Source organism: Ekhidna sp., from assembly GCF_963691765.1.
GTDB lineage: Bacteria > Bacteroidota > Bacteroidia > Cytophagales > Cyclobacteriaceae > Ekhidna.
On sequence record NZ_OY829375.1, the window covers coordinates 3,504,243 to 3,528,330 of the forward strand.

Genomic DNA, 24,088 nt, shown 5'->3' on the forward strand with positions numbered 1-24,088 from the left:
CCGCATGCAAAATATCCTAACCTATATATTCCTGTTGCCACTGCTAATTGCTTTTTTGATGCTTTTTGTGTCGGGAGAGAAATGGATGCTTTTTAGAAGATTGTCTCTTGCTACAATTGGAGTCCAGTTTGTTTTGTCTGTCCTAATGATGATCAATTTTGATGGATCAATATCCCCAGAAAGCTGGTCAGGGGCTTTTCAGTTTGTTGAAAAATCGAATTGGATTAATATGTCTTTTGGGTCTATAGGATCATTAAGCATAGAGTACTTTATTGGAGTCGATGGTATTAGTATGCCATTAGTTGTACTTTCTTCATTTGTGCTTTTGATTGGAGTTGTTTCCTCTTGGAATATTAAGGAGAAGGCCAAAGGCTATTACATTCTTTATTTGTTATTGAGTTCAAGCATTATTGGTTGCTTTATATCGCTAGACTTTTTCCTTTTTTACCTATGCTTTGAGTTTATGCTACTCCCAATGTTTTTCTTAATTGGGATATGGGGTGGAAAACGTCGCGCATATGCTTCGATCAAGTTTTTTCTTTATACCCTGTTGGGTTCGCTTTTTATTTTGGTGGTAATGATTGCGCTCTACTTGAGTGTAGTTGATGGTGATGCAAATACATTTAGCCTGGTTCAAATGCTGGACGGAAGTTATGCCGATGGATCTGTTTTGGACCCTAGTTCAAAACAATTAATATTCGGTTATTCTGCTAGAGCAGTAGCCTTCATATTTTTAATAATAGGGTTTGGGATTAAGCTACCAGCAGTACCTGTACACACATGGCTTCCTGATGCCCACGTTGAAGCTCCAACGCCTATTTCTGTTGTCCTTGCCGGACTTTTACTGAAGGTTGGTGCATATGGCTTGTTTAGAATCGCATATGGAATATTTCCAGATATAGCTGTTCAATATGCATCAATTGTAGCTGTTGTTGGAGTTATTTCAATTCTTTATGGCGGAATGAATGCGCTTGCACAAAGAGACCTAAAACGTATGGTTGCATACTCTTCAGTATCGCACATGGGTTTTGTTTTAGTTGGGTTAGCATCTCTAACGACCATAGGATTTTCTGGGGCTTATTTCCATATGATTTCTCATGGACTCATATCTCCAGCTTTGTTTTTGATAGCAGGAGTGATATATGATCGGACAGGGAATAGGAAGATGGAAAATTTTAGTGGTCTTGCCAGTAAGATGCCTCAGTATACCTTCTTTATGGCTGTTTTCTTCTTTGCTGGTCTTGGGTTACCAGGCCTTTCAGGCTTTGTTGGTGAGTTAATGGTATTAATGGGAGCATTTGGGAGTTCGCAACTTTCATACTGGATTGGTATTTCCGCTACTTTGGGAATCGCAGTGTCAGCGGCTTATTTCCTATGGACAATTCAGAGGATGTTTTATGGAAATTATTTTGTGCGAGATTCATCATGGGATTCCAACATGATCGACTTAACATCAAGAGAAAAGCTGATGTTGATCCCTTTGGCCTTGTTGGTAATTGCATTGGGGATATTTCCTAGACTGATTTTAGATTTCAGCAATGAAACGGTAGACTTTTTTATACAGCAGATCGGTAAGTTCCAACCATGAGATTGAGCGAGCAACTTACGAGTATATTAAATGATCTTCAAGGTGCTTGGACAGAAAGCACACTCATTATAGGATCTATTTTAATCTTATTGGTTGGATTGATTCGACCGAATGAGATGTTGATAAAAGTTTTGTTTGGAGCGATAGTTCTGGTGTCATTGTGGTTAAATGTGAACAACAGTAATGAAGGTTTAGTGCTATTAGATTCGCTTCATCTAAGTAAAGCCACCAATCACTTTGGATCTCTTTTTATCATTACAGCACTCTTACTAATTATATTCCCCAGGGATAAAAAGCATGCTGCTGAATATTATTTTTTCATATTAGCCATGCTATGTGGAAGTCTATTCATGATGAAGGCGAATAGCATTTTGATCATTTACTTATCAATCGAGTTGGTTTCGTTTGCATCCTATATCATTACAAATTTTACTTTCAAAAAAGTAGCATTTGAAGCCAGCTTAAAATACCTGTTAATTGGCGCAGTAAGCTCTGCAGTAATGCTTTTTGGTTTGGGTTTTATCTATGGATCAACCGGAGCTTTTGCCATTTCTGATTTAGCAAACATTGGTTCATTAGATACAATGTGTAGTGCTGGAGTTGCTATGCTTATGATTGGTGTATTCTTTAAAATTTCAATCGCGCCAGTTCATTTGTGGGTGCCAGCTACTTATCAAAGTGCACCGTCAGATGCCACAGCTTTCATGTCTATAGCACCTAAGCTTGCTGGACTTTTGTTGCTTCAGCGTATGCTTACATTAAGTGTTTTTGATTCTGAATTATGGATTTTTAGAGTTGTTCTCATTTTGGGAATATTGACTATTGCGATAGGTACATTAGGTGCATTTCGTCAAATCAATGCGCGTAGAATGGTAAGCTTTGGCGCCGTTGCCCATTCAGGATTTTTATTACCATTTGCACTGATAAGTTCTCCGACATCAAGCGAAGCATTTTGGATATATTCAGTCGCTTATGCCATCATGAATGTCGCGGTATTTTATCTGCTTGATCAATATGAACGAAAAGGCATTCATGAATTGTCAGACTACGGAGAATCCGTAAGTTCTTCATGGATGGGAGTAAACTGTACTTTGGTTTTGGTTTCTTTAGTGGGATTGCCTCCATTGGTTGGGTTTACTGCTAAGTTTTTTCTTTTTACAACATTGTGGGAATATTATCTTTCCAGTGAATTGATTTATGTATTATGGTATCTGATTGTTGCCGTATTGGCTACAATCGGATCATTGTTTTACTACCTGCAAATTCCTAAACATATTTTCCTTGTCAAAGGACAAACAAATCAGTCGATCAATTTCAGTTTATTGACGAAAATTATTGCAACTCTTTTCTCAATTGGACTGTTATTGTTGTTTTTTGCACCGAAGTTGGTAATAGTAATGCAACAATTGCTTAATAACGTCCATGAGTGACCCAATAAAACACGAATGTGGCATAGCCCACCTGCGCCTTAGAAAGCCCCTCCAATATTATATTGACAAATACGGTACGCCTGCATATGCAGCGAAGAAGATGTACTTGCTGATGAAAAAGCAAAGTAATCGTGGCCAAGATGGAGTGGGGGTAGCAAGTATTAAGATAGACCTTCCTCCAGGACTAAGATATGTATCTAGGTACCGGACAATCAATTCGAATCCGATTGAGGAAATCTTTGGGAAGATTAGTAAGAAATATCAAAAGGCCCAGAAGGACTCTGAAGAAGGATTCAAGAACGCGGAGTGGCTCAAAGAGAATTATGCATTTACTGGTGAAACCTGGTTAGGGCACTTGAGATATGGAACTCACGGTAAGAATAGTATCGAAAATTGCCACCCATTTTTGCGTCAAAATAACTGGAGAAGTAGGAATTTAGTGATGGCAGGAAACTTCAATATGACCAATGTTGAAGAGTTATTCAATATTCTTGTTAGTCTGGGACAGTTTCCAAAGGACAAAGTGGATACCGTAACGGTGATGGAAAAGATCGGCCATTTTTTGGATGAGGAAAATCAGCGAATCTTCGATAAGTATAAGGATGAACTTTCCAATGAAGAGATCACATATAAGATTGAAGAAGAGATAGACCTTCAAACGGTATTACATCGATCATGTAGAGATTTTGATGGTGGATATGCAATGGCAGGATTGATTGGTTACGGAGCTTCATTTGTTGCACGAGATCCAGCCGGAATTAGGCCTGCGTATTATTATGCAGATGATGAAGTGGTAGTAGTAACCTCAGAAAAGCAAGCAATTAAAACGGCATTTGGATGTGAATACGCTGATATAGAAGAAATTAGTCCTGGGCATGCGCTCATCATTGATAAAGATGGAAGCTACGAGCAAAAACAATTTATAGAGCCTATTGAACGTAAGTCGTGTAGCTTCGAGCGTATTTATTTCTCAAGAGGCACCGATCCAGATATATATAATGAGCGCAGAACTCTTGGCGAACTACTCGTTCCACAAGTTCTGAAATCAATTAATTCTGATTTAAAAAACACTGTCTTTTCATACATCCCTAATACCGCCGAGACTTCATTTTTAGGTTTGATGCGAGGAGTTGAAAAGTATTTAATCGCAAAACGAAAAGAAGTCATTCTAGATGGTAAACCTTCTCCAGATTCTGTAGAGGAGATGCTCAATTTCCAACCTCGAGTTGAGAAATTGGTTTTGAAAGACGCCAAGTTGAGAACCTTTATTACTGATGATAGCAGCAGGGATGAATTAGTATCTCACGTATATGATACTACCTACGAAGTTATCAATAAACACACGGATACACTTGTAGTAATAGATGACAGTATTGTTCGAGGTACTACACTTGAAAAGAGCATCTTGACTTTGTTGGATAGACTTGAGCCTAAGAAAATTGTAATTGTTTCTTCGGCACCACAAATTCGGTTCCCAGATTGCTATGGTATTGATATGAGCAAGATGAGAGATTTTCTTGCATTTAGAGCAGTTTTGGAGTTATTGAAAGATCATAACAAGGAAGAATTGTTAGACGAAGTGTTTGATAAATGTCTTGCTAGCCAAACTGACCCCAACCCAGTCAATCATGTAAAAGAATTGTACGATCAATTTACTTATGAGGAAGTTTCTGAAAAAATTACTGAGATAGTAAAACCTCAAGGAATTAAGGCAGAAGTTGAAGTGGTTTATCAAACGGTTGAAGATCTTCACAAAGCCTGTCCTAATCACTTAGGTGATTGGTACTTTACTGGTGATTACCCGACGCCAGGAGGGAACAAAGTTGTAAATAGGGCATTCGTAAACTTTATGAAAGGAGTAGAAGTAAGGGCCTATTAATATAGACCACTAGCTGTTTACTTTTCCATAGTAATAAGTCTGTTTAGGTGTGCAATTGATAGCACATGCATAAAAACTGCTATTGGCATTAAACAACCGGCAACTAGTCCATACGGATATGTAATAGCTTCTAGTGGAAGAATGGGTTCGCTAGATCCATACAAGTCGGGTTTATATATGGAAGTCATAAATACAAATATGACTGTGGCTAGCACTATCAAACCTAGGTAGTTCCAACTTCTGAAAAGTTTAAGATTGAGTTTAGGGCCACTCGTTGCTACCAATCCAATTATTGGCACTGTTAGTGCGTATATCATATCAAAATTGTACCCTTCAATTGTGGCTTCTTTGTGAAGTATGCCTGCTGCAAAGGAGGCCACGAATAGACTTTCAACCAGTATTCTAAATGATTGAAATAGAAAAACCTGTTTTGTGGGTAAATGAAGTAACCAATCTGCATTTCTATTACGATAAACTAAGATTCCAGTAAAAATGAAAGCCGGAACAATCATCGTTAAAGCGAATCTAGGAGGAAATGCATAGGATAGGATAAAGTCAGATGAGCCAATAAGACCCAGGTAGAGTTGCCAAAGTAAAATTCCTATGATTAAATAGGATTTTTTCTTTTTTCTCTCGGATTCAGAATAAGATTTATTGATGACGATAAATCCAAAGTAGATTAATACCAAGCAAACTGCTGCAGTCAATGACAGGTATCCAAGTTGTAGCATCATTAGTAGGTGGTTTTTAATTTTGATAAAATAGTATTAACAGCTTCTTCACCATCTGTTTGAAGCGCCTCTCTAATCTCTTTCATTGCCGCTTGCCATGATGGTACAACATTTTCTAAGAGAATCTTACCTTCTGTCGTTATCTCAATCACAGGGAAATCTTTCTTAGTTGCATAAGATTTGTCAAACAGTCTCTTAAGATTCCTATTGACTGAAGACTTTTCCATAAACAAGATATCAGTAAGTTCTTTTTGAGTGACTCTCCCTCGTTTGAAGAGCACAAATAGCATTGTCAATTGACTACTGGTGATATCAAAACCTTTTAAGTGTTTTCTGAAAATATTACCCGTTAATCTCTTGATTCGATTCATTTTACCATTCAAACAAGTAGTAGGATCAATGCTGTTAAGATTATTAAATTTCATAAAAGTTGTATATACAACTAATAACGAAACTTAAATATGAAGGTTACCTAGTATCAAAAATTAGTTGAGACTTTTTGGTTCTTGAGCAGTTCCTTTTGCACTCCATCGTTCTCCATAAACTGAATCATAGATAATCTCTAGCTCGAGAGAATCAGTTCTGACAAACCATTTTTTCATGTGACTAAAATAGTCACATCCCGCTAAAAGCTAAACGGAGAAGCTTTCACCGCATCCACACGTTCTGGATGCATTTGGATTTACGAATTGGAATCCTTTACCATTCAATCCATCAGAGAAATCTAACGTAGTGCCTAAGAGATATAATAAGCTCTTTTTGTCTACTAAGATTTTGACTCCTTTATCTTCAAAAACTTGATCAGCATCTTGAATTTCTGGATCGAAAGAAAGATCATACATCAAACCTGAACATCCGCCTCCTTTTACTGAAACTCGAATGTTATGTTCTAATGATTTCCCTTCTTTATCAAGAAGTGTTACTATTTCTTCTCTCGCTTTGTCCGTTACATTTATCATTAGGCTACAGGATTTAATACAATGCTAAAAACAGTAAGGTTATTCATGTCTCTGCCGTAGTATAGTTTGTCCATGGCATCATACATGTTTTTTGCTCGGAAATATGAGGTCTGTAGTTCATTCATTCCTTTCATCATCCATTGAATAGTAAATGAGCTTTCTTTCTCTTTATGAGTTCTTACATACTCCAGCATTTTGTGGAGAACATCCGTTTTATCAAAACCTGTAATAGTCTTAAATAAAAATGATTGATTGTGGCGTGGATTTATCGTAATTAAATCCAATTTGACTTTGCCATCATTGTTGGCAAATTCAAATATTACCTCATCACTCCTCAATCCGAGAAAGTTCTTGATTTCGTTTTGAATCTTGGCAGATTCAACATGAATGTCAGATCGTAGCTCCATTTACTCTCAATATATCGGTAAACTTTTCAGATCGACTGAAAGTTCCTGCATTTTTGCAAACTTACTAATAAATGATCTTGATGCTTCAATCTAGTTGTTGAAGCTGCTGAATAAATAGGATCAAATTGATCCAAGAAAGATAATCTTATGTGGAAAAACGTTGAGCATATTGGTATCGCTGTAAAGGATCTTTCCTCTGCGAATGAATTGTTTGAAACACTCTTTAATAAGGGAAATTATAAAGAAGAGGTTGTAGAATCGGAATCCGTGACGACCTCATTTTTTCAGCTTGGAGAAACTAAAATTGAGTTGTTAGAAGGAGGTTCGGATAGTGCCATTGCTAAATTCATTGAAAAAAAAGGAGAGGGAATTCATCATATCGCCTTTGAGGTCGATGATATTTATTCTGAAATGGATAGGTTAAGGAAAGAAGGGTTTCAAATATTGAATGAAGAACCAAAGAAAGGAGCGGATAATAAACTTGTATGCTTTGTTCACCCGAAATCAGCCAATGGAGTGCTAGTTGAATTATGTCAAGAGATTAAGTAATGAGTAAAGAGAAAAGAACTGAAATAGGAGAGATCGGCGAATTTGGTCTCATAGATAGATTAGCGGAAAAATTTGCACCAGCTAATGAAAGAACAGTAAAAGGAATCGGTGATGATACAGCAGTATTTGATTTAGGAGATAAGTATTTGCTAACAACATCTGATATGCTCTTAGAAGGTGTGCATTTTGATCTTTCCTATATGCCACTACCACACTTGGGATACAAGGCAGTTGCAGTCAATGTATCTGATATAGCTGCAATGAATGGAATTCCGACGCAGATCACAGTTAATCTTGGTTTAAGCAATAGGTTTTCTGTTGAGGCAGTTGAGGCACTTTATGAGGGAATTAAATCTGCTTGCGAAGAATATAATGTAGACTTGGTAGGTGGTGATACAACTTCTTCCTCTTCTGGTTTAGTTATTTCTGTTACTGCCTTAGGTGAAGTTGAAAGAGATAAAGTCGCTTATAGAAACGGAGCGATGGAAAGTGATATTTTATGTGTGACAGGTGACCTGGGAGGAGCCTTTGTTGGACTTCAAGTGTTAGAGAGAGAAAAGGCTGAATTTATGGCAAATCCGGATATGCAGCCTAAACTTGATTCATATGATTATGTGGTGGGAAGGCAACTCAAGCCTCGTGCTCGAATGGATATTGTTCATGAATTTAGAGATTTGGGAATACAACCGACATCAATGATTGATGTATCAGATGGACTTGCTTCAGAAGCTTTTCATTTGTGCAAGCAGTCTGGATTGGGTGTTGCGATTTATGAAGATAAACTTCCAATCGAAAAGCAATCATATGAAACAGCTGCTGAATTTAGTATAGATCCAAATTCATGTGCACTGAATGGAGGAGAAGATTATGAATTGTTGTTTACCATCGGACAGGATGATTTTGAGAAAATAAAGAATCATGCCGATATTCATACAATTGGTTACATGCAAGCAAGTTCTAAAGGCCGAACATTTGTAACAAGAAGTCAGAATGTTGTAGAACTACAAGCGCAGGGGTGGAGACATTTTTAAAATAGGTGGCCTTCGATGAATCAGATAAAGAGATCGATATATTTTCAAATTGTTTGATTTTAGTGTCTGAAATAGGTTTTTGTACCCATTTTGTACACATGATCTTTTTCTGAACACGCTCTAAGCGAGGGCACATTTGCTAATAGAATTATGTGCGGTTAAATCTATTAGTTATGTTTATTTACAAATCAAAATTAGTTAGGGTACTTGTTGTTGGTAGTATCGTTTTATCAGTAAACGTTAGTTCATTGTATGCATCCAACATATCATTGAGTTTAGGCAATGATGTTGAAATGGAAAAGGGCAATTATGATCTTAAGTATGGACAATACGTCTATGTAATACTTAAAGATGGGTCCAAAACGGTTGGAAAAATTGTCGGAAAGAAAAATTCTAAAAAATACTATGTGAATCAATTGGATGGGAATCATCATGGCATGGTTCATAAGAAGTACATTCAAAAAATGACAAAAGATGAAGTAGCAAACTATAGAGCTTCGAAAGAAAATTAGTTCTTACTCTTAACTACCTAAAAGGCGCTAGCTGGGCCTTCTGTCAACAAGAAGTCAACAGGAGGCTCATATATTATATACTTCATAAGCCGATTATTGCAATCAAAAGCTTATGAAAAATACAATCACACTTCTTAGAAAGACATCATTTATTCTTACGAATGATTTCGGTGCTTCCCCAGCATTAGTGGCCTGTTCGCAGAGCTTTACATTTGAAAAAAACGGAAGAGATACACGTTTGACATCTATTGTTTTGAACAAGAACTAGACGAGCTCAATGACTGCTGCCAGCAAAATATTGACGTTAGCTTTTTTTATAATTATATCAAATGATCTTTTTTCCCAAAGTATAAGCTTTGGTGGAGATTCTAAATTAACTCTTGGAGGTAAGAGTACCTTTTTCGTTGGAGGAAATACAAAATTTAACGGAGCGATTGAGAATAATGGCAAGATAATTAGTTACGGAAGTCTTGAGTTTGTGGATAATGAGGAGGTTGGGAATTTGAAATTGGTAGGGGATAATTTGCAAGAGATTTTTGGAGGTAATCTTTCTGTTAACGAGCTTGAAGTAAACTCTTCCTCTACCATCATAATTCAAGCAGATGAAGTAAAAGTTGAAAGTACTTTTGATGTTGCTAGTGGTATAGTCCAGACCAGTAATACTAGTAGATTGATTGTTTTAGGAGATTTTGCTCCGAGCGGAGGGTTTATTGAAGGTACAATTACTGGAGTAACAAAAAAAAATAGATCAGTTACCTTTCCGATGGGGGCAAACGGGTTTGCCAACTATATTTCTCTTAGTGGTACCAACTCTGATATTCTTACCTCGATTACTTGTCAGGTTCCACCTGATAATTCTTCATTACTACCAACCGAAGAAATGGTTGGTATTTCTGATGAGATGGAGTGGGTAATTCAAACTAATGATGAGACTACAGAAGTATTTTTGACAGCTGATTTCTCAGGTTTAGACTTTTTGAATTTCAGTAACGGTCAATCGATAAACGCAGATGTTTATGAACCAGCGCTTGTTATTTTCCAAGAAGGTGATACAATCTATCATGCCTTAAGTAGTTCAGAAGCAACCCCTCAAAATATGGCTTCTGTACAAACTTCGGGAAGAATTATGAGCAGCGAATCAATTCTTATTGGACCAAATCCTACTAAGATTTCAATTGCTTGGATACCGATTGTTGATGATCCTGAGTTCTTTGTTCCAAATGCTTTTTCACCGAGTGGGTTTTTGGATGAGAATCGAATTTTTAGGCCTTTCTTCTCTGGTGGGATCGTAACAAACCTTACAATGATCGTTTACAATTCGTTCAATAAAGAAGTATTTTCCTATTCAGCAAGCGGCGAGGAGTTGGATCTTAAACTAATAGGCTGGGATGGGAAATTAAGTGATGGACAACAAGCAGAAGAAGGGGTGTATTATTATTCCATTCAATTGGTGGCAGATGGGATTGCTTACAAAAAAGTAAGTTCAGTTTTACTAGCCAATTGATGCGTTACTATTTGTCAATCATATTGAGCGTATTCTCGCTTTTGGCAATAGGGCAGGAAGGACAATTTTCACAGTACTATGCTAGTGGTCAGCTCTTTAACCCTGCTTATATAGGAACCAATCCAAACTTCTCCTTGAATAGCAATTATAAAAGGACAGGGACCAAAGGATCTGAGAACTTCTTAGAGTTGATGCAAGCAAGTGTTAGCTATCCTTTAAAAAGAAGAACGAGCAAAGAGTATCAAACAGGTGCTGTAGGAGCAGCATTTTGGAGAGAGAGTCGAGGGTTTCAAGGACTCTATACTGCTCAAAAAATATTATTGACAGGTGCCTATACGGTACGGTTGACTAGAATATCTAATCAGAATATCATTTTCGGATTGCAAGGAGGGATCGTACAAAGCCAAATAAGTGATAGCAATTTCGAGTGGGGCTCACAGTTTAGTAGATATATTGGATTTGACAATGCACTTGTCGGTGAATCTATTAGCACAGAGGCAGTCTTTTTTCCGACCTTTAATTTTGGTGTGGTCTATACAACCTTCGACAATGGAAATTACTACATCAGAGATCGTTCACTTCTTCTAGGCCTAAGCGTTGACTATCTCAACGAGCCAGAGATCCGAAGCAATGAATTAGGGCTAGCAACGAGGAATCGAATATTTAAGGCATTTGCATATTCTAGCTTTAAAATTTCCCCAAGATGGTCACTAAGTCCAACTGGATATGCACTTTATTCGGATGGAGCCACTCAACTAAATGCAGGAATGTATTTTTCAACATTCGTTAGCGCTTCCCGTGCTTTCAATGCAGTATTTCTACAAGCTGGTGCTTGGTATAGATATAATGATTCAGTTATTCTTCTAGCCGGGTTTAAGCTTAATGAAATTAGTATTGGTGCAAGCATTGATTTAAATACAACATCGTTTGACATCAATGAAGCATTGGGGAATAACTTACCTTCTTATGAGATTTCACTCACTTATAACCTGGATCTCTCTCGAACTCCTGGGAATGTTTCAAGCCCGATTTTCTAAAGGAAGGCAAGCTATGTCATCTAGATGTCTACTTCTTTAGCTTACTTCTCACTCTTGCTTACGTGAAATTTGTTATTAGAATCATTCAATAAAAGATAAGCAAATGACAACTATCAAAACGAAATCTATTTTAGCTGCGAGCCTAATAGCAATCATGTTTATGCTAGGAGTTAATGATGTATCAGCTAGTGAGTTAGATCAATATGATCTTTATGAGATTAGAAATAAGGAAGAGTTAAAGCATGGACAGTATGTCTATGTGACTTTAAAAAATGGCTCTCAAACAGTAGGGAAGATTGTTGGGAAAAGAAATTCGAAAAAATATTATGTAAATCAACTTGATGGAGGTCACCATGGTGTTGTTCATAAAAAGTATATCAGAAAGATGACCAAGGAAGAAGTTGAACAATACAAAATGGAAAAGAATAAGTCCTAAGAGAAAAGCGGTTTTATCAATAGGGTGATCCCTTACTATTAAGGGTTCTGGCCAGGGAAGAAGTTCTCTGGCCTTTTTTGTTTTTAAGTGCTTTGCTTCAAAATGGTGTCACCTAAATGTCTACAAGACTTATTTCAGGAAGGAATAAACTGTATCAATTTAGCATCTGGTAGCAGAATGATGGTAATGGTTACTTTATGTAACCTGCTTTCTGAATTCATCCAGGCGGATGGATAGAGCCAGGGAGAAGTCTCTGGCTTTTTTTATTTGTTCCTGATTGATGTCCACAAGAAGTCAACAGTTGGTACATTAAACAACTTATGCCCCTTACGATACTTGCATGTAATCAATTTTAAGATGCAAGAAATGAACTACCACTTCAAGATTTTGTGCCTGATTTTGACCTTATGTTGTCAATCTGTGATCGGTCAGGAATATTCAGCTGGATTCAATATTGAAACCCCCAATCCAAATGCCGTTCTGCATTTGGTGTCACCGAATGGTGACCAAGGACTTTTAATACCCCAGCTTACTGTGAGTCAAAGAGATGCGATGAGTCTGGGATCAGATGATAATGGACTGATCATTTACGTGACGGATGATAGTAATTTCTATTATTGGGATGGTGCTAGTTGGGCTGCCATATCAAATACTGATCAGCAAACACTTGACGATGTACTCTCTAGAGGTAATGATGCGAATGGGTTAGGTATATCTAATCTAGCCGACCCTGTCAATGCACAAGATGCAGCAACAAAGAACTATGTAGACAGCCAGGCTAATTCCGACAATCAATTAATTGATGTACTGAATCTCTCAGGAACTACGCTTGAAATTTCCCTCGAAGATGATGGTGTAGCTAATGAGACTTTGGATCTAGCCTCATTAGATACTGATGATCAAACGTTGTCTTTAACTGGGACTAATTTGTCAATAGCGGATGGGAATACCATAGATATTTCTTCCATAGATACTGACGATCAAACGCTTTCATTGACGGGTACGAATTTGTCTATAGCAGATGGAAATACGATTGATATTTCTTCAATTGATACTGACACTGATGATCAGACTTTATCTCTTACGGGATCGAACCTATCAATAGTTGACGGCAATACAATAGATATTTCTGGAGTAGACACTGACGATCAAACGCTTTCTTTGACCGGGACCAACTTGTCTATAGCAGATGGGAATACTATTGATATTTCCTCTATTGATACAGACACAGATGACCAGACATTGTCAATTACAGGTACCAATTTATCCATAGCAGACGGCAATACGGTGGATATTTCCGTTGCCGACACAGATGATCAGACGCTATCATTAACGGGAACGAATTTGTCCATAGCAGATGGGAATACGATTGATATTTCGTCAATTGATACGGATACTGATGATCAGACTTTATCTCTTACGGGATCGAACCTATCAATAGTTGACGGCAATACAATAGATATTTCTGGAGTAGACACTGACGATCAAACGCTTTCTTTGACCGGGACCAACTTGTCTATAGCAGATGGGAATATTATTGATATTTCCTCTATTGATACAGACACAGATGACCAGACATTGTCAATTACAGGTACCAATTTATCCATAGCAGACGGCAATACGGTGGATATTTCCGTTGCCGACACAGATGATCAGACGCTATCATTAACGGGAACGAATTTGTCCATAGCAGATGGGAATACGATTGATATTTCGTCAATTGATACGGATACTGATGATCAGACTTTATCTCTTACGGGATCGAACCTATCAATAGCTGACGGTAACACTATAGATATTTCTGGAGTAGATACCGATGATCAATCACTGTCTTTAACCGGAACGAATTTGTCTATAACTGATGGAAACACGATTGATATTTCTTCAATTGATACTGACACTGATGATCAGACTTTATCTCTTACGGGATCAAACCTTTCAATAGCTGACGGTAACACAATAGATATTTCTGGAGTAGATACTGACGATCAAGCGGCTGATGAAGTGGTCTACGACAATACAGGCGATAATGTAATTACCACCGCAATCAATGTGGAAGCTGCTATCAAAGAACTTGACGTAGAGCTTGACAATGTTTCTAGTGGATTAGGTACTGCGGCTTCTTTAGATGTAGGAACAGGGGCCAATCAAATTGTTCAGATAAATGCATCGGGAGAACTCCCTGCAGTGGACGGAAGTAATCTTACTGGATTAAGTATTACGGCGACAACAACGACCTTAAGTGCGAATAACTTTGACGCAGCTACAGTAGGTGATGTAGTATTCCTTAACAAGGAAAATACAGGAGATCAGTCGTATAGTAATATCAATAATGGAGCTGTAGGTCAGGAAATCACCTTTATTTCCAATGAATTGGGAGTTGCATTCACCGATAAATTTATAATTGGAGGAAATGTTGTTTTAGGAAATCGTGACCAAAGACCCCTCGAGCCAGGAGCTTCCCTTACTTTGAGATATAATGGTACAGATTGGGTGGAGGTTGCCGGAACATACTCCCATCGTTATCGGGCGTTACAGGCTTATAGTGGAACGATAAGTGTTACCGTCGACAATGTTGCTTCAAATAATGGAGTTTTTGAAGATATAATACACATTGAATCGGGAAGTTCTGGAACCATAACATTTCCGGCAGCCAACCCGGATGGTACAAATGGTATTACATGGGGTAGAGAGATTACCATTATTACTGAGTCGGCGAGTGTAGTTAATGTCACAGGAGGAGGTTTGTCGTTTGTTTCAGAAGGCGGATCTGTTTCTACTTTCCCAATGAGCTACACCAATGGAGGTACTTATGCTGCCACCTTTGTTTATAGGGGAGGGAGTACCTGGTTAGTTTCAAATCAGAGTAAATTGAATGCGAGTCTGGAAGCAGTAAATAACCTATCAGATCTATCCAATGCGGCCACAGCCCGTACAAACCTGGGATTGGAAATAGGTACGGATGTTCAAGCTCAGAATGCAAACCTTCAAGCCATTTCAGGATTAGGAACTGCAAATAACAATTTTATTGTAGGTAATGGATCAGGTTTTATTTTAGAAACACCTGCTAATGCTCGTTCAAGCTTAGGTTTAGGAACTACTAATAGTCCTACTTTTGATAATCTTACGTTGAATGGTGCACTCATCATGACTGGTGGATCGGACCTTTTAAATGCTAATGGATCTTCAGGTGTAACGGCACCAGGCTATTTCGTAAATAATATTGGAGTCATAGATTCTGATAGAGATGTTTCAGCCCGTGATATAGTTAGTACCATATTAAATAAAAGTGTTGAAGTTGTTTTCTCGGATGATCTTACTATACCACTCAGTTCAACAATTACTGTTGCGAATAGCTTGGTTTTCATTACTTCACTAGCAAATCCAACGGTAAAATTAGAAACCATTAATATCCAATCTTCAATAGCTTCAAGACTGAGTTCTTCTGGCCGGATGAAATTGACCATTGTTAATTCATCTCCTGATCTACTTATTTTATATGAAAATGGGAATATCAATTTACCTGGTAGTTCAACCGCAACCCTAAATACAGGGGGCTCTATTACTTTATATTTCAACACCAATGACAATTTGTGGTATCAGTTAGCCAGAACTGGCTACTAATAATGTCCACTAGAAGTCAACAGTATACCATTCCAATACTTGAGAACTAGCCTGATCATTGCATTGAATTAAAAGGTATCGTTTTGCGAATTAAAAATCTTATACTACAATTTTCATTGATGCTGATGCTAGCAATTAATTGCTTACCCGCATTAGCACAAGATGTTGATTTGGAAGAAGTAAGTAAAGCTGATCCAATCAAGGTTTCTGGTTCAATATCCGCATTAAATAGGTTCTATTTTGCAAGTGGTATCGAAGACCGACAAGAAAACTACATTTGGACGCTTAGTGGACGTTTGAACTTCAGCATTTTTGGTGTTGCCGTTCCATTATCTGGTACACTCACTTCCCAAAATAGTGATTTCTCTCAGCCCTACAATCGCCTTTCAATAAAGCCATCATATAAATGGGCAAAAGCACATATTGGCTACTCTAATATGACATATTCCTCCTATACGTTAGCTGGTCATACTTTTCTAGGAGGAGGAGTTGAATTAAATCCCGGTAAACTAAGATTTGCAGCTAACTATGGACGTTTTGCAACTGCAATTCCTTTGGATAGGCCAACGAACCAACCTTTTGTGCCGAGCTTCAATCGAATTGGTTATGGTGGCAAGATTGGCTACGGAGATGATAGTAATTACATCGATTTTATGTACTTCAGTGCAAAGGACCAGATGGATTCATGGGAGACAATTCCAGATTCTAGCTCAGTTAAACCAAGTGAAAACCTTGTGCTAGGAACAGCTTGGAAGGTTTCCAAATTCAAGAATTTAACTTTTGCAGGCGAATTCGCTCGTAGTGCTTTCACAACAGATGTGAGAGATGAGGCCATAGGACAAAACCCTCTCTTTTCAACTTTTGGCTTTAAGACTAGGGCTTCTACTGCCTTTAGAAATGCATTCAAATCTTCGCTATCATATCGCATAAGTAATCACACTGCTTCAGGAACATATCCGATAGTATTAACAGCAACGAATGCTGAAGGCTGCAGTGCTTCGCAAACACAGTACTACACGATTGATAAACCTACAGCTGTTATTGACGCTCCAGATACACTGTGTCTTGATTTGAGCTACCGATTCTCTGAACTTACCGGAGGGAACGCCACATGGGATTTTACGGCTGCTACCGGAGTGTTTGTTTTGAATAATAATGGTGAGTTTGAACCAATTACTACAACAGGTCAAGAATCTGTCGAGGTTTATTTTCAGCAGTCAGGATACCAAGATGTGACTTTGCAATTAAATTCTAGTTGCGGGAATGAAACGATCACAAAGTCCATCTTCATTCAAGAGTTAAACATAAATCCATTTCTTGACAAAGAGTATAGTTGCAACAATCCTGAAGATGTGGCCTTCGATGTGAATACCGATGCGAAAGATGCAACGTACGAATGGCTCTTTTCTGATGGAACCAACGCCACAACTAAAACGACCTCATTTACTTATTTCAATCAGTCGGATACCGTTGAATTTGGTATTAATGAAGTAAACCTGGATACAACTTTTATAATCATAACTCAACCGGCAACAGCTACCAGGGGAGTTTGTTATGATACCGCCTTGGTGGACTTTGAGCATTATCCATTAAATGTCAAAGTGGAGCCCGGAACAGGGTTCACAAACTTATGCGAAGGCACTACATTAACATTCACGGACAGCATCAATGTCACAACTGCGATTAATCCAAGTACTGGATTGCCCTATGATATGGTTAGTAGTTGGAGGTGGCAAGTGTATGATGATATGAACAATCAACTGCATACTCAAAGCGGATCGGGATCATCAATTACAGGCTTGAGCTACAACTTTCCAACAGCAGGGGATTACAATGTTTATTTAGAAGCAGCAACTACTACTGGTTGTACCGACACCTCTTATGCACTAGCTGTCACGATCGGTGAGCCGTTGACCGGAGGCGTAGACTTTGATTTTGAAACATTTGATATTTCCGGCACTCCTGATGCAAGTTTTTGTTTGGGCGACAGTGTGATTTATTCGGTGACGGATACTGACCCTAGAATCAATGCGTTTCACTTTTATTCTGACAATAACCGCATATTTCATCAGCCGAATGATACAACAGTAAGATGGAAACTTGGTTCAGAATTGGGGATTCATGACGTGACCTTGGAGGTTGAGGCAGACGGTTGTATTTCCAGTTTCACTAAGACCAATCATCTGACGATAAATGGAGCTGTTTCTGAAATTACCTATGCTTCTGATTGCGATTACGCATATGAATTTGAAAGTACTTCTACCTCTTATCCAAGTGCTTCGCCAACCTTGCTATGGGAATTTCGAGATGATGGCAGTACGGCAGCTACGACTACAGTAAATCACGATTATTCACCTTCAGGTTCTTGTGACTATTGGGTGATTCTTACGGCTGACGATGCAGGGTGTACAGCTGATAAAGATTCCGTTTTAGTAACACCTAGACTTACTGTAGCTGACGTTGTTATCAAGAATACGGTAGCATGCGGTGGTAATGAGATAATATTGGATGCCAGTGGTACAACGGATGCTCGTTCCTGTCGAGGACTGACCTTTAGGTTTCCAACGTTTGAAGACTTTCAGCGGCCAATTACTACATTCAATACAGATACTGTTGCAGTCACGATACCGGATTTTGATGAACTACCAGTAGCAACACACTACTTTCAGCTTATTTCTACAGATGACAATGGATGCAAGGATACGGTTGACACTGCACCAATAAATACGAGCTTTATTCAAGTGGGTGCTGATTTAAGCGATACTACCATTACTTGTAAAGGCATAGAGCTTACTTTTTCAGATACCACACAGTCTTCAAGCACTACGCTAGTTGATTGGGAATGGCACATTTGGAGTGGAGACCTCTCATTGGTAGATACGATTAAAGGAGGTCCAACGCTTGATACCATCGATTTTGTTTTTAATGAAGAACCAGTAGACGTTGATTCATTCTTTGTCTCACTTCAGGTCACAGGAAGCGATGGCTGTGTAGGTGGCGTAGAAGACACACTATTTGTTCTACCATATGTTTATCTAAACAGCAGAATAATTGCAGGACCGGACAACGACAATCTATGTGCTGGTGATCTTGCCGAATTTAGAGGTAGGGATAATCGTAACCAAGATCTTCAGTTTGGTTGGGATTTTGGCAATCTGGATACCGATACCACATTGAATTCATCAGATTTTGCTCAAACGACCTACGCTACAGGAGCAGATTACACGGTTTCCATGTATTATTTCCAACCAGCTACTGGGTGTGTTGATACGCTCACAACTATTGTAGAAGTGGAATCTGCACCTGATATAGGTTTTGAAACCAATGTAGATGCACTTCCTGCTATTTGCGCTGGTGAGATCATTCAATTCACTGATACGTCACTTGTTACTACTGGCAGTATTACAAGTATTAATTGGGATTTAGACAATGGTGAAGTGGGGGATGTAAGTCCATATAGCACCATATTTGACAAGGGCTCCTACGATGTGACTTTGGAGGCAAGCACTGATAATGGGTGTTCCAATTCTTACACAAGAACTTTGGTAATTGTGGGGCCAGAGGGTGGAATAAATGTCGATGATGATTCTGTTTGTCCGGATGATACTGTTGCTTTCAATGTTGACAATCCAATAGATGTAGATTCGGTTGTATGGTTTTTTGGAGATGGTCTGGTGGATTCGTCTAATGTGCTTTCAGTAGATCATCAATACTTAGGAAACAACATTCCAGCCAGTTATGCTGTAACAGCAACTTTCGTACTTTATTCCAGCGATGGTTGTGAGCTCGCGGCAGACACAACTATCAATTTCTATCAAGTAGAAGCCGGTTTTGATGTTTTGAATGAGAATGGGGTGATTGATAGTTTATTCTGTGTGGATGAACCAATTACCTTTTCAGACAATACCGTGAATGCGGATATTTTTAATTGGGATTTTGGCAGTGGCGATGCTTCTACAGATGCAAGTCCTTCATTTTCCTATGCGTCTCAAGGATCCTATGTAGTTCAGCAAATTGTAGAAAATGCGTTGTGGGGATGCGTGGATACACTTTCATCTTCAATCACCATAGAAGGTCTTCCAGATACTGGATTGGAGCTTAATAACGATACCATATGCTTTGGAGAAACACTGACGGCTTCACTTACACTTGTCAATGATTCAAGTACTTACAGTTGGTCTCCAACAGGAGAAACTGGCTCGTCCATTTCATTCGATCCTCAAAACACCTTTACGCTTTCGTTGACAGAGACCAATTATGCAGGTTGTGTTTCAAGTTTGGATAGCCTAATTACTGTCATTCAACCGTATGCATTCAGTGATTGGACACAACCATTCAAGAAGGCAAGAGTGCCAGACTTCCAATCATTTTACTGGATAGTTCCTACAATTTTGAGCTGTCTCCATTGGATGGTCTTAGCTGCATTGATTGTAGTTATCCCATTGTTTCTCCTTTAGAAGACATCACCTACAATCTTAGGATACGGGACAATTTTGGGTGTTTTGATGACGATTACAGCCTGACGGTTTATGTGATCCCGCCTTCTTTTATAAGTATGCCTCAGTCTTTTTCACCGAATGGTGATGGAATGAATGATGTAGTTTATGTCAAGGGTTGGTATCTGCAGGAATTGGTTGAATTCAAAATATTTAATAGATGGGGAGAAGAGATATTCTCGACTAAAAATATTGATGAAGGTTGGGATGGAACATTCAATGGGAGGCTCCAGAAAACGGATATTTATGTCTATAAAATAAAAGCCTTAGGGGTTGATGGTAATGTTGTTCAAAAAGAAGGATATCTAAATCTGATAAAGTAATGGGTCGAATTAAATCAAAAAGCACAACGATAATTACTAGACTAACTAAGAATAGTTCTAAACTTTTTGCTATTTCATTTTTGTTTTTAATAGTGACGTTCATTTTTGAAAACAATCCGAAACAAGAAAGAGAAGTTCTTAGATACCCGAGAATCCCAGCCGGAAAGTTTTACATGTGTCCAGCAGGCAAACACTTTGCACTGGCAGATGCTAAGATGTGTATGACCTCATTGCATAATGTACTTGGAGATTCAAGTCTTCCCAATGTTGATAAGAAGTTTCTGTTTGTGGTACACATTACTACAGACTCATTGGGACAAACCATATTTGATCGGGGTTCGGTTACTGAAGCGGGTATTAAAAATGCGATACGTGCTGCTGGAGGATTTTACAGTAGGATTGGTATAGAATTCGAAGCAGAGGATTCAATTTATGTTCTTGAGAATCCCAGATTTGATAAAATGGGCTCAACCGATGAGTTGGAAGAAAATGCGAAGTTGAACGCGAAACAAAATCGAATCAATCTTTTCATTATTGACAGTTTCGATAAGGATTTAGAAGGTGCAGCGGGGATAGCTGGATCGAATTACATGCACATAGCTAGTGGCAGTGCCAATGCCGGTACAATCGCACATGAAACCGGACATATTTTTTCATTGGAGCATACATTTGGAACGGGTGATGTCTTAGCAGCAGCAGCAGGTGAGCCTTTTACTTCTACAGATGAACTTGTTGATGGCAGTAATTGCGGAACTGCGGGTGACTTTGTCTGTGATACTCCAGCAGATCCTTATATTTTCCCATCGGGAGATGAAACGGAACCAGTAACCTATTTTGAGAATTGCATCTTTGTTTACGACTCAGTCGATGCAAAAGGCTTCTACTACGATCCTCAGCCAGGTAATATCATGTCTTATTATAGCAGCACTGATTGCCCTTGTAGTAGTTTCTTGACTGATGGACAGCTCAAACGGGTAGCAGATAAATACTATACAGATGGCGAGAATTTTAGCTGGTGGTGATCGTTGGTTTCAGATATGAGTTAAAAATCCTTAAGATTATCCATAATAGGATCTAAACAAATAATTTTGACGGATGAAAAATATCCTCCAACTGTTCGCCGTAGTGGTTTGCTTGATAGCATCACTGAATTCCTATAGTCAGGCGTATAAGATTGATTTGAAGATTGAAGAGCTGGATGGAATAGATCTGTTTCTTGGATATTACATGGATGGAAGCACGTATGTGTCAGATACAGCAAAATATATAGGAGAGGGACAATACACTTTTTCAGGAACTGAGCCCTTAGACAAAGGCATGTATTTTATCGCAAAGAGTACGACACTGATGTTTGATTTGGTCATTGGGGATGATCAGACCTTTGAAATTGCTGCCTCCGAAACGGAGCTTGTAAGCTCACTGAAGGTTGCTGGGGATATTGATAATCAGTTGTTTTTTGACAACATGAAATTAAATCTTGAGATGAGGCAGGAGGGGGAACCCTATATCTCAGTGCTACAAGATGACTCCTCAACGGAGCTGCAAAAGAATGAGGCAAAGGCTAAAGTTGATGATATAAACACTCGAATATCAGACAATCAAAAAGAGGTAATAGAGAAATATCCTCAATCTATATTGGCTACACTCTTTAAATCTGGTAATCAAATCCAAATTCCTGACGAATTAAAGAGTGCTGATAGAAAAAGGCAATTTGAATATTACAGAGCACATTTTTGGGATAATTTCGATTTAGGTAACCCTGTCCTTTTAAGACTCCCAAGCTCTCTATACAAAACCAAGGTTGATGAATACTTAGACAATCTCACCAACCCAATACCAGATTCAGCGATAGTTGCAGTGGATAAAGTGATTGCTGCCTCTAAAAATGATGATGTGACCTATCAATATTTGGTATGGCACCTTACTCTGAAGTATCAATCTTCTAAAATAATGGGAATGGATGAGGTGTATGTTCACATCGTCGATAACTATTTTCTTACAGGAGAAATGGATTTTTGGGCCAATGATCAGCTAAAGAAAAATTTAAAAGAAAAAGCGGATCAGTACCGTAATAGCTTAGTTGGTATGGTAGCTCCGAACCTCATTTTGCAGGACCTCAATGAAGGGCCTAAGGCGCTACATGACATGAAAAATGAGTTTACGGTCATCTATTTTTATGATCCGGATTGTGGGCATTGCAAGAAAGAGACACCGGTGCTGAAAGCCTTTGTGGATACAACCGCGTTCGATGTTGGGGTGTACTCTGTATCTGCCGATACTTCAATGGTAAAGATGGACAATTACATAAAGGAAGTAGGGCTTGAAAATTGGACAAATACCAACGGCACTCGTACCTATGGATTGAACTATAATGATGTTTATGACGCCTATACAACCCCTACAATCTATGTTTTGAATAGGAAAAAGGAGATCATTGCTAAGAAAATTAAAGCTGCACAACTCAGAGAAGTCCTTGAACAATATCAGCCCAACTAACTTTGATTCACGTAAATAGGGCAAGGCTTATTCTTTTTATACAATATGGGTTTCTTCTTTCCGGGAGGTGTTCGAACGCCAAGCGTAATTTCTACAGTGGTCTTTTGTGATGAATCTCGGCTTAGGTCAGAAACGTTCCAGTCGTAGCTCACGCCAATATCGAAATAATGATAGCTCATGCCTAAAAGCAGGATGGCTGCATCGCTATTGATAACATATCCTCTATATCCAATCCCTCCTAAAACGGATATTACTTCTGAAAATTTACGTTTAGCAATTGCATTCGTAATGAATTCTTTGGCTCTTCCGGTATACATCAATTGTGTTTGCGAGATGAACGACCAATTGGGATTAACAATGATTTCCGTAGAGTGATGCAATAGGAATCGCATCGGTATTCGCTCAACATTGTCCGTGAAAGCTTCATTTGGCATGTTAACGTGGGAAACACTAAAGCCTGTTTTAAACCGATATCGGTCTTTGTAAATGGTTTTCCAGAAGACTCCTACATTAATATCAAGGTAGTTTCTATCCAGTGCCCCAAGAGGTTCATTGTTATCCAATCCACTGTCGAATGTTCCCGTCGATCCATTGAATTGAGAGGGAAAGGTTTGGTTCGGATCCAATGAATTCCTGCTAAAGCCAACTTGAATACCCATTCCGATGGAATGTTTCGAAATGTTTTTGATATAGGTGGAAGAAAAATATCCTCTGGTAGTCACATACCCAACTTGGCTTGCTTTATCACTGATGAATAATCCTCCAAGCACCAGATAGTCTCCGTTGAGCCACAGTTTTTGTTCCAATCCAGCAGCCAGTGTTTCTACCGGAACTCCCAATTGTCCCCACTGTCTTCTATTGATGAATGATGCTCGCAATCCTCCGATGTAATCACCTCCAAGCGCAGGGTTCACCGTAAGTGGTTGCATGTAAAATTGAGTAAAATGGATATCCTGAGCGGAGACCTTGCTGGGGTAGGTCCAACAGAATGCGATAACAAATAGTAGCTTCAAACTACTCATTATCTCAACACTAAACTGGTGAGGTTTTAGTCGTTTCATATAATGCTGATTGTCACCTTAAACT

Annotated in this window: 20 protein-coding genes; 15 read left to right on the forward strand and 5 right to left on the reverse strand. The window is 38.6% G+C overall.

The genetic code is table 11. The features are described from left to right. Positions 1 to 4: 4 nt before the first annotated feature. From ACY650_RS15795 to ACY650_RS15805, 3 genes are read left to right on the forward strand one after another with little or no spacing between them, the layout of a single operon-like run. Positions 5 to 1,588, forward strand: coding sequence for a complex I subunit 4 family protein (locus ACY650_RS15795; RefSeq protein ID WP_462248806.1), 1,584 nt, complete (start codon positions 5 to 7; stop codon positions 1,586 to 1,588). Beyond that, the gene (locus ACY650_RS15800) at positions 1,585 to 3,018 is read left to right on the forward strand and encodes an NADH-quinone oxidoreductase subunit N (protein WP_462248808.1); all 1,434 of its coding nucleotides are present in this window, start codon (positions 1,585 to 1,587) and stop codon (positions 3,016 to 3,018) included. Before ACY650_RS15795 ends, ACY650_RS15800 begins: the two co-directional genes overlap by 4 nt. Further along, the gene (locus tag ACY650_RS15805) at positions 3,011 to 4,897 is read left to right on the forward strand and encodes an amidophosphoribosyltransferase (protein ID WP_462248810.1); all 1,887 of its coding nucleotides are present in this window, start codon (positions 3,011 to 3,013) and stop codon (positions 4,895 to 4,897) included. The genes ACY650_RS15800 and ACY650_RS15805 overlap by 8 nt, the downstream gene beginning before the upstream one ends. 17 nt (positions 4,898 to 4,914) lie before the next feature. On the opposite strand, the gene ACY650_RS15810 is transcribed toward ACY650_RS15805, so the two are convergent. From ACY650_RS15810 to ACY650_RS15825, 4 genes are all read right to left on the reverse strand, one after another. Then, positions 4,915 to 5,631, reverse strand: a complete 717-nt coding sequence (locus ACY650_RS15810; RefSeq protein ID WP_462248812.1) for a hypothetical protein — start codon at positions 5,629 to 5,631, stop codon at positions 4,915 to 4,917. Then, positions 5,631 to 6,053, reverse strand: coding sequence for a MarR family winged helix-turn-helix transcriptional regulator (locus ACY650_RS15815; protein WP_462248814.1), 423 nt, complete (start codon positions 6,051 to 6,053; stop codon positions 5,631 to 5,633). The genes ACY650_RS15810 and ACY650_RS15815 overlap by 1 nt, the downstream gene beginning before the upstream one ends. Before the next feature lie 207 nt (positions 6,054 to 6,260). Beyond that, entirely contained in the window at positions 6,261 to 6,587 is a 327-nt protein-coding gene (locus tag ACY650_RS15820; RefSeq protein ID WP_462248816.1) for a HesB/IscA family protein, read from the reverse strand. Next, positions 6,587 to 6,994: a hypothetical protein gene (locus ACY650_RS15825; protein ID WP_462248818.1), complete on the reverse strand. Its 408-nt coding sequence runs from the start codon at positions 6,992 to 6,994 to the stop codon at positions 6,587 to 6,589. Before ACY650_RS15825 ends, ACY650_RS15820 begins: the two co-directional genes overlap by 1 nt. A gap of 147 nt (positions 6,995 to 7,141) precedes the next feature. Here ACY650_RS15825 and mce point away from each other — a divergent pair, with 147 nt between their 5' ends. The 12 genes from mce (at position 7,142) to ACY650_RS15885 (ending at position 23,002) form a co-directional block, all read left to right on the forward strand. After that, positions 7,142 to 7,543 carry a methylmalonyl-CoA epimerase gene (gene mce / locus ACY650_RS15830; protein ID WP_462248820.1) on the forward strand — a complete coding sequence of 134 codons (402 nt, stop codon included), beginning with the start codon at positions 7,142 to 7,144 and terminating at the stop codon, positions 7,541 to 7,543. Further along, positions 7,543 to 8,574, forward strand: coding sequence for a thiamine-phosphate kinase (thiL, locus tag ACY650_RS15835; RefSeq protein WP_462248822.1), 1,032 nt, complete (start codon positions 7,543 to 7,545; stop codon positions 8,572 to 8,574). The genes mce and thiL overlap by 1 nt, the downstream gene beginning before the upstream one ends. 173 nt (positions 8,575 to 8,747) lie before the next feature. Beyond that, complete coding sequence (locus ACY650_RS15840) at positions 8,748 to 9,086, forward strand: hypothetical protein (RefSeq protein WP_462248824.1); 339 nt, start codon at positions 8,748 to 8,750, stop codon at positions 9,084 to 9,086. A 112-nt stretch (positions 9,087 to 9,198) separates the two neighbouring features. Continuing rightward, complete coding sequence (locus ACY650_RS15845; RefSeq protein ID WP_462248826.1) at positions 9,199 to 9,354, forward strand: hypothetical protein; 156 nt, start codon at positions 9,199 to 9,201, stop codon at positions 9,352 to 9,354. 9 nt (positions 9,355 to 9,363) lie between these two features. Further along, complete coding sequence (locus tag ACY650_RS15850; RefSeq protein ID WP_462248828.1) at positions 9,364 to 10,590, forward strand: flagellar hook assembly protein FlgD; 1,227 nt, start codon at positions 9,364 to 9,366, stop codon at positions 10,588 to 10,590. Continuing rightward, complete coding sequence (locus tag ACY650_RS15855) at positions 10,590 to 11,627, forward strand: PorP/SprF family type IX secretion system membrane protein (protein WP_462248830.1); 1,038 nt, start codon at positions 10,590 to 10,592, stop codon at positions 11,625 to 11,627. The genes ACY650_RS15850 and ACY650_RS15855 overlap by 1 nt, the downstream gene beginning before the upstream one ends. A gap of 103 nt (positions 11,628 to 11,730) precedes the next feature. Continuing rightward, a complete protein-coding gene (locus tag ACY650_RS15860; RefSeq protein ID WP_462248832.1) occupies positions 11,731 to 12,063 on the forward strand; it encodes a hypothetical protein in 333 nt (110 codons plus the stop codon). 366 nt (positions 12,064 to 12,429) lie between these two features. Then, on the forward strand, positions 12,430 to 15,687 hold the full coding sequence (locus ACY650_RS15865; RefSeq protein ID WP_462248834.1) for a beta strand repeat-containing protein: 3,258 nt from the start codon (positions 12,430 to 12,432) through the stop codon (positions 15,685 to 15,687). A gap of 125 nt (positions 15,688 to 15,812) precedes the next feature. Next, on the forward strand, positions 15,813 to 20,144 hold the full coding sequence (locus ACY650_RS15870; protein ID WP_462248836.1) for a PKD domain-containing protein: 4,332 nt from the start codon (positions 15,813 to 15,815) through the stop codon (positions 20,142 to 20,144). Between the two features lie 98 nt (positions 20,145 to 20,242). After that, on the forward strand, positions 20,243 to 20,506 hold the full coding sequence (locus ACY650_RS15875) for a T9SS type B sorting domain-containing protein (RefSeq protein WP_462248838.1): 264 nt from the start codon (positions 20,243 to 20,245) through the stop codon (positions 20,504 to 20,506). Beyond that, positions 20,506 to 21,528, forward strand: coding sequence for a zinc metalloprotease (locus ACY650_RS15880; protein WP_462248840.1), 1,023 nt, complete (start codon positions 20,506 to 20,508; stop codon positions 21,526 to 21,528). The genes ACY650_RS15875 and ACY650_RS15880 overlap by 1 nt, the downstream gene beginning before the upstream one ends. A 73-nt stretch (positions 21,529 to 21,601) precedes the next feature. Then, positions 21,602 to 23,002 (forward strand): DUF5106 domain-containing protein, encoded by a 1,401-nt coding sequence (locus ACY650_RS15885; RefSeq protein WP_462248842.1) that lies wholly within the window; start codon positions 21,602 to 21,604, stop codon positions 23,000 to 23,002. Here the strand turns inward: ACY650_RS15885 and ACY650_RS15890 are convergent. After that, the gene (locus ACY650_RS15890) at positions 22,999 to 24,063 is read right to left on the reverse strand and encodes a PorP/SprF family type IX secretion system membrane protein (RefSeq protein ID WP_462248844.1); all 1,065 of its coding nucleotides are present in this window, start codon (positions 24,061 to 24,063) and stop codon (positions 22,999 to 23,001) included. The genes ACY650_RS15885 and ACY650_RS15890 overlap by 4 nt on opposite strands. Between the last annotated feature and the right edge of the window lie 25 nt (positions 24,064 to 24,088).

Excerpts from the sequence above, each read along its gene's own strand:
- ACY650_RS15795 (WP_462248806.1), top strand. The coding sequence starts at position 5 with ATGCAAAATATCCTAACCTATATATTCCTGTTGCCACTGCTAATTGCT.
- ACY650_RS15800 (WP_462248808.1), top strand. The coding sequence starts at position 1,585 with ATGAGATTGAGCGAGCAACTTACGAGTATATTAAATGATCTTCAAGGT.
- ACY650_RS15805 (WP_462248810.1), top strand. The coding sequence starts at position 3,011 with ATGAGTGACCCAATAAAACACGAATGTGGCATAGCCCACCTGCGCCTT.
- ACY650_RS15810 (WP_462248812.1), bottom strand. The coding sequence starts at position 5,631 with ATGATGCTACAACTTGGATACCTGTCATTGACTGCAGCAGTTTGCTTG.
- ACY650_RS15815 (WP_462248814.1), bottom strand. The coding sequence starts at position 6,053 with ATGAAATTTAATAATCTTAACAGCATTGATCCTACTACTTGTTTGAAT.
- ACY650_RS15820 (WP_462248816.1), bottom strand. The coding sequence starts at position 6,587 with ATGATAAATGTAACGGACAAAGCGAGAGAAGAAATAGTAACACTTCTT.
- ACY650_RS15825 (WP_462248818.1), bottom strand. The coding sequence starts at position 6,994 with ATGGAGCTACGATCTGACATTCATGTTGAATCTGCCAAGATTCAAAAC.
- mce (WP_462248820.1), top strand. The coding sequence starts at position 7,142 with ATGTGGAAAAACGTTGAGCATATTGGTATCGCTGTAAAGGATCTTTCC.
- thiL (WP_462248822.1), top strand. The coding sequence starts at position 7,543 with ATGAGTAAAGAGAAAAGAACTGAAATAGGAGAGATCGGCGAATTTGGT.
- ACY650_RS15840 (WP_462248824.1), top strand. The coding sequence starts at position 8,748 with ATGTTTATTTACAAATCAAAATTAGTTAGGGTACTTGTTGTTGGTAGT.
- ACY650_RS15845 (WP_462248826.1), top strand. The coding sequence starts at position 9,199 with ATGAAAAATACAATCACACTTCTTAGAAAGACATCATTTATTCTTACG.
- ACY650_RS15850 (WP_462248828.1), top strand. The coding sequence starts at position 9,364 with ATGACTGCTGCCAGCAAAATATTGACGTTAGCTTTTTTTATAATTATA.
- ACY650_RS15855 (WP_462248830.1), top strand. The coding sequence starts at position 10,590 with ATGCGTTACTATTTGTCAATCATATTGAGCGTATTCTCGCTTTTGGCA.
- ACY650_RS15860 (WP_462248832.1), top strand. The coding sequence starts at position 11,731 with ATGACAACTATCAAAACGAAATCTATTTTAGCTGCGAGCCTAATAGCA.
- ACY650_RS15865 (WP_462248834.1), top strand. The coding sequence starts at position 12,430 with ATGAACTACCACTTCAAGATTTTGTGCCTGATTTTGACCTTATGTTGT.
- ACY650_RS15870 (WP_462248836.1), top strand. The coding sequence starts at position 15,813 with ATGCTAGCAATTAATTGCTTACCCGCATTAGCACAAGATGTTGATTTG.
- ACY650_RS15875 (WP_462248838.1), top strand. The coding sequence starts at position 20,243 with ATGCCTCAGTCTTTTTCACCGAATGGTGATGGAATGAATGATGTAGTT.
- ACY650_RS15880 (WP_462248840.1), top strand. The coding sequence starts at position 20,506 with ATGGGTCGAATTAAATCAAAAAGCACAACGATAATTACTAGACTAACT.
- ACY650_RS15885 (WP_462248842.1), top strand. The coding sequence starts at position 21,602 with ATGAAAAATATCCTCCAACTGTTCGCCGTAGTGGTTTGCTTGATAGCA.
- ACY650_RS15890 (WP_462248844.1), bottom strand. The coding sequence starts at position 24,063 with ATGAAACGACTAAAACCTCACCAGTTTAGTGTTGAGATAATGAGTAGT.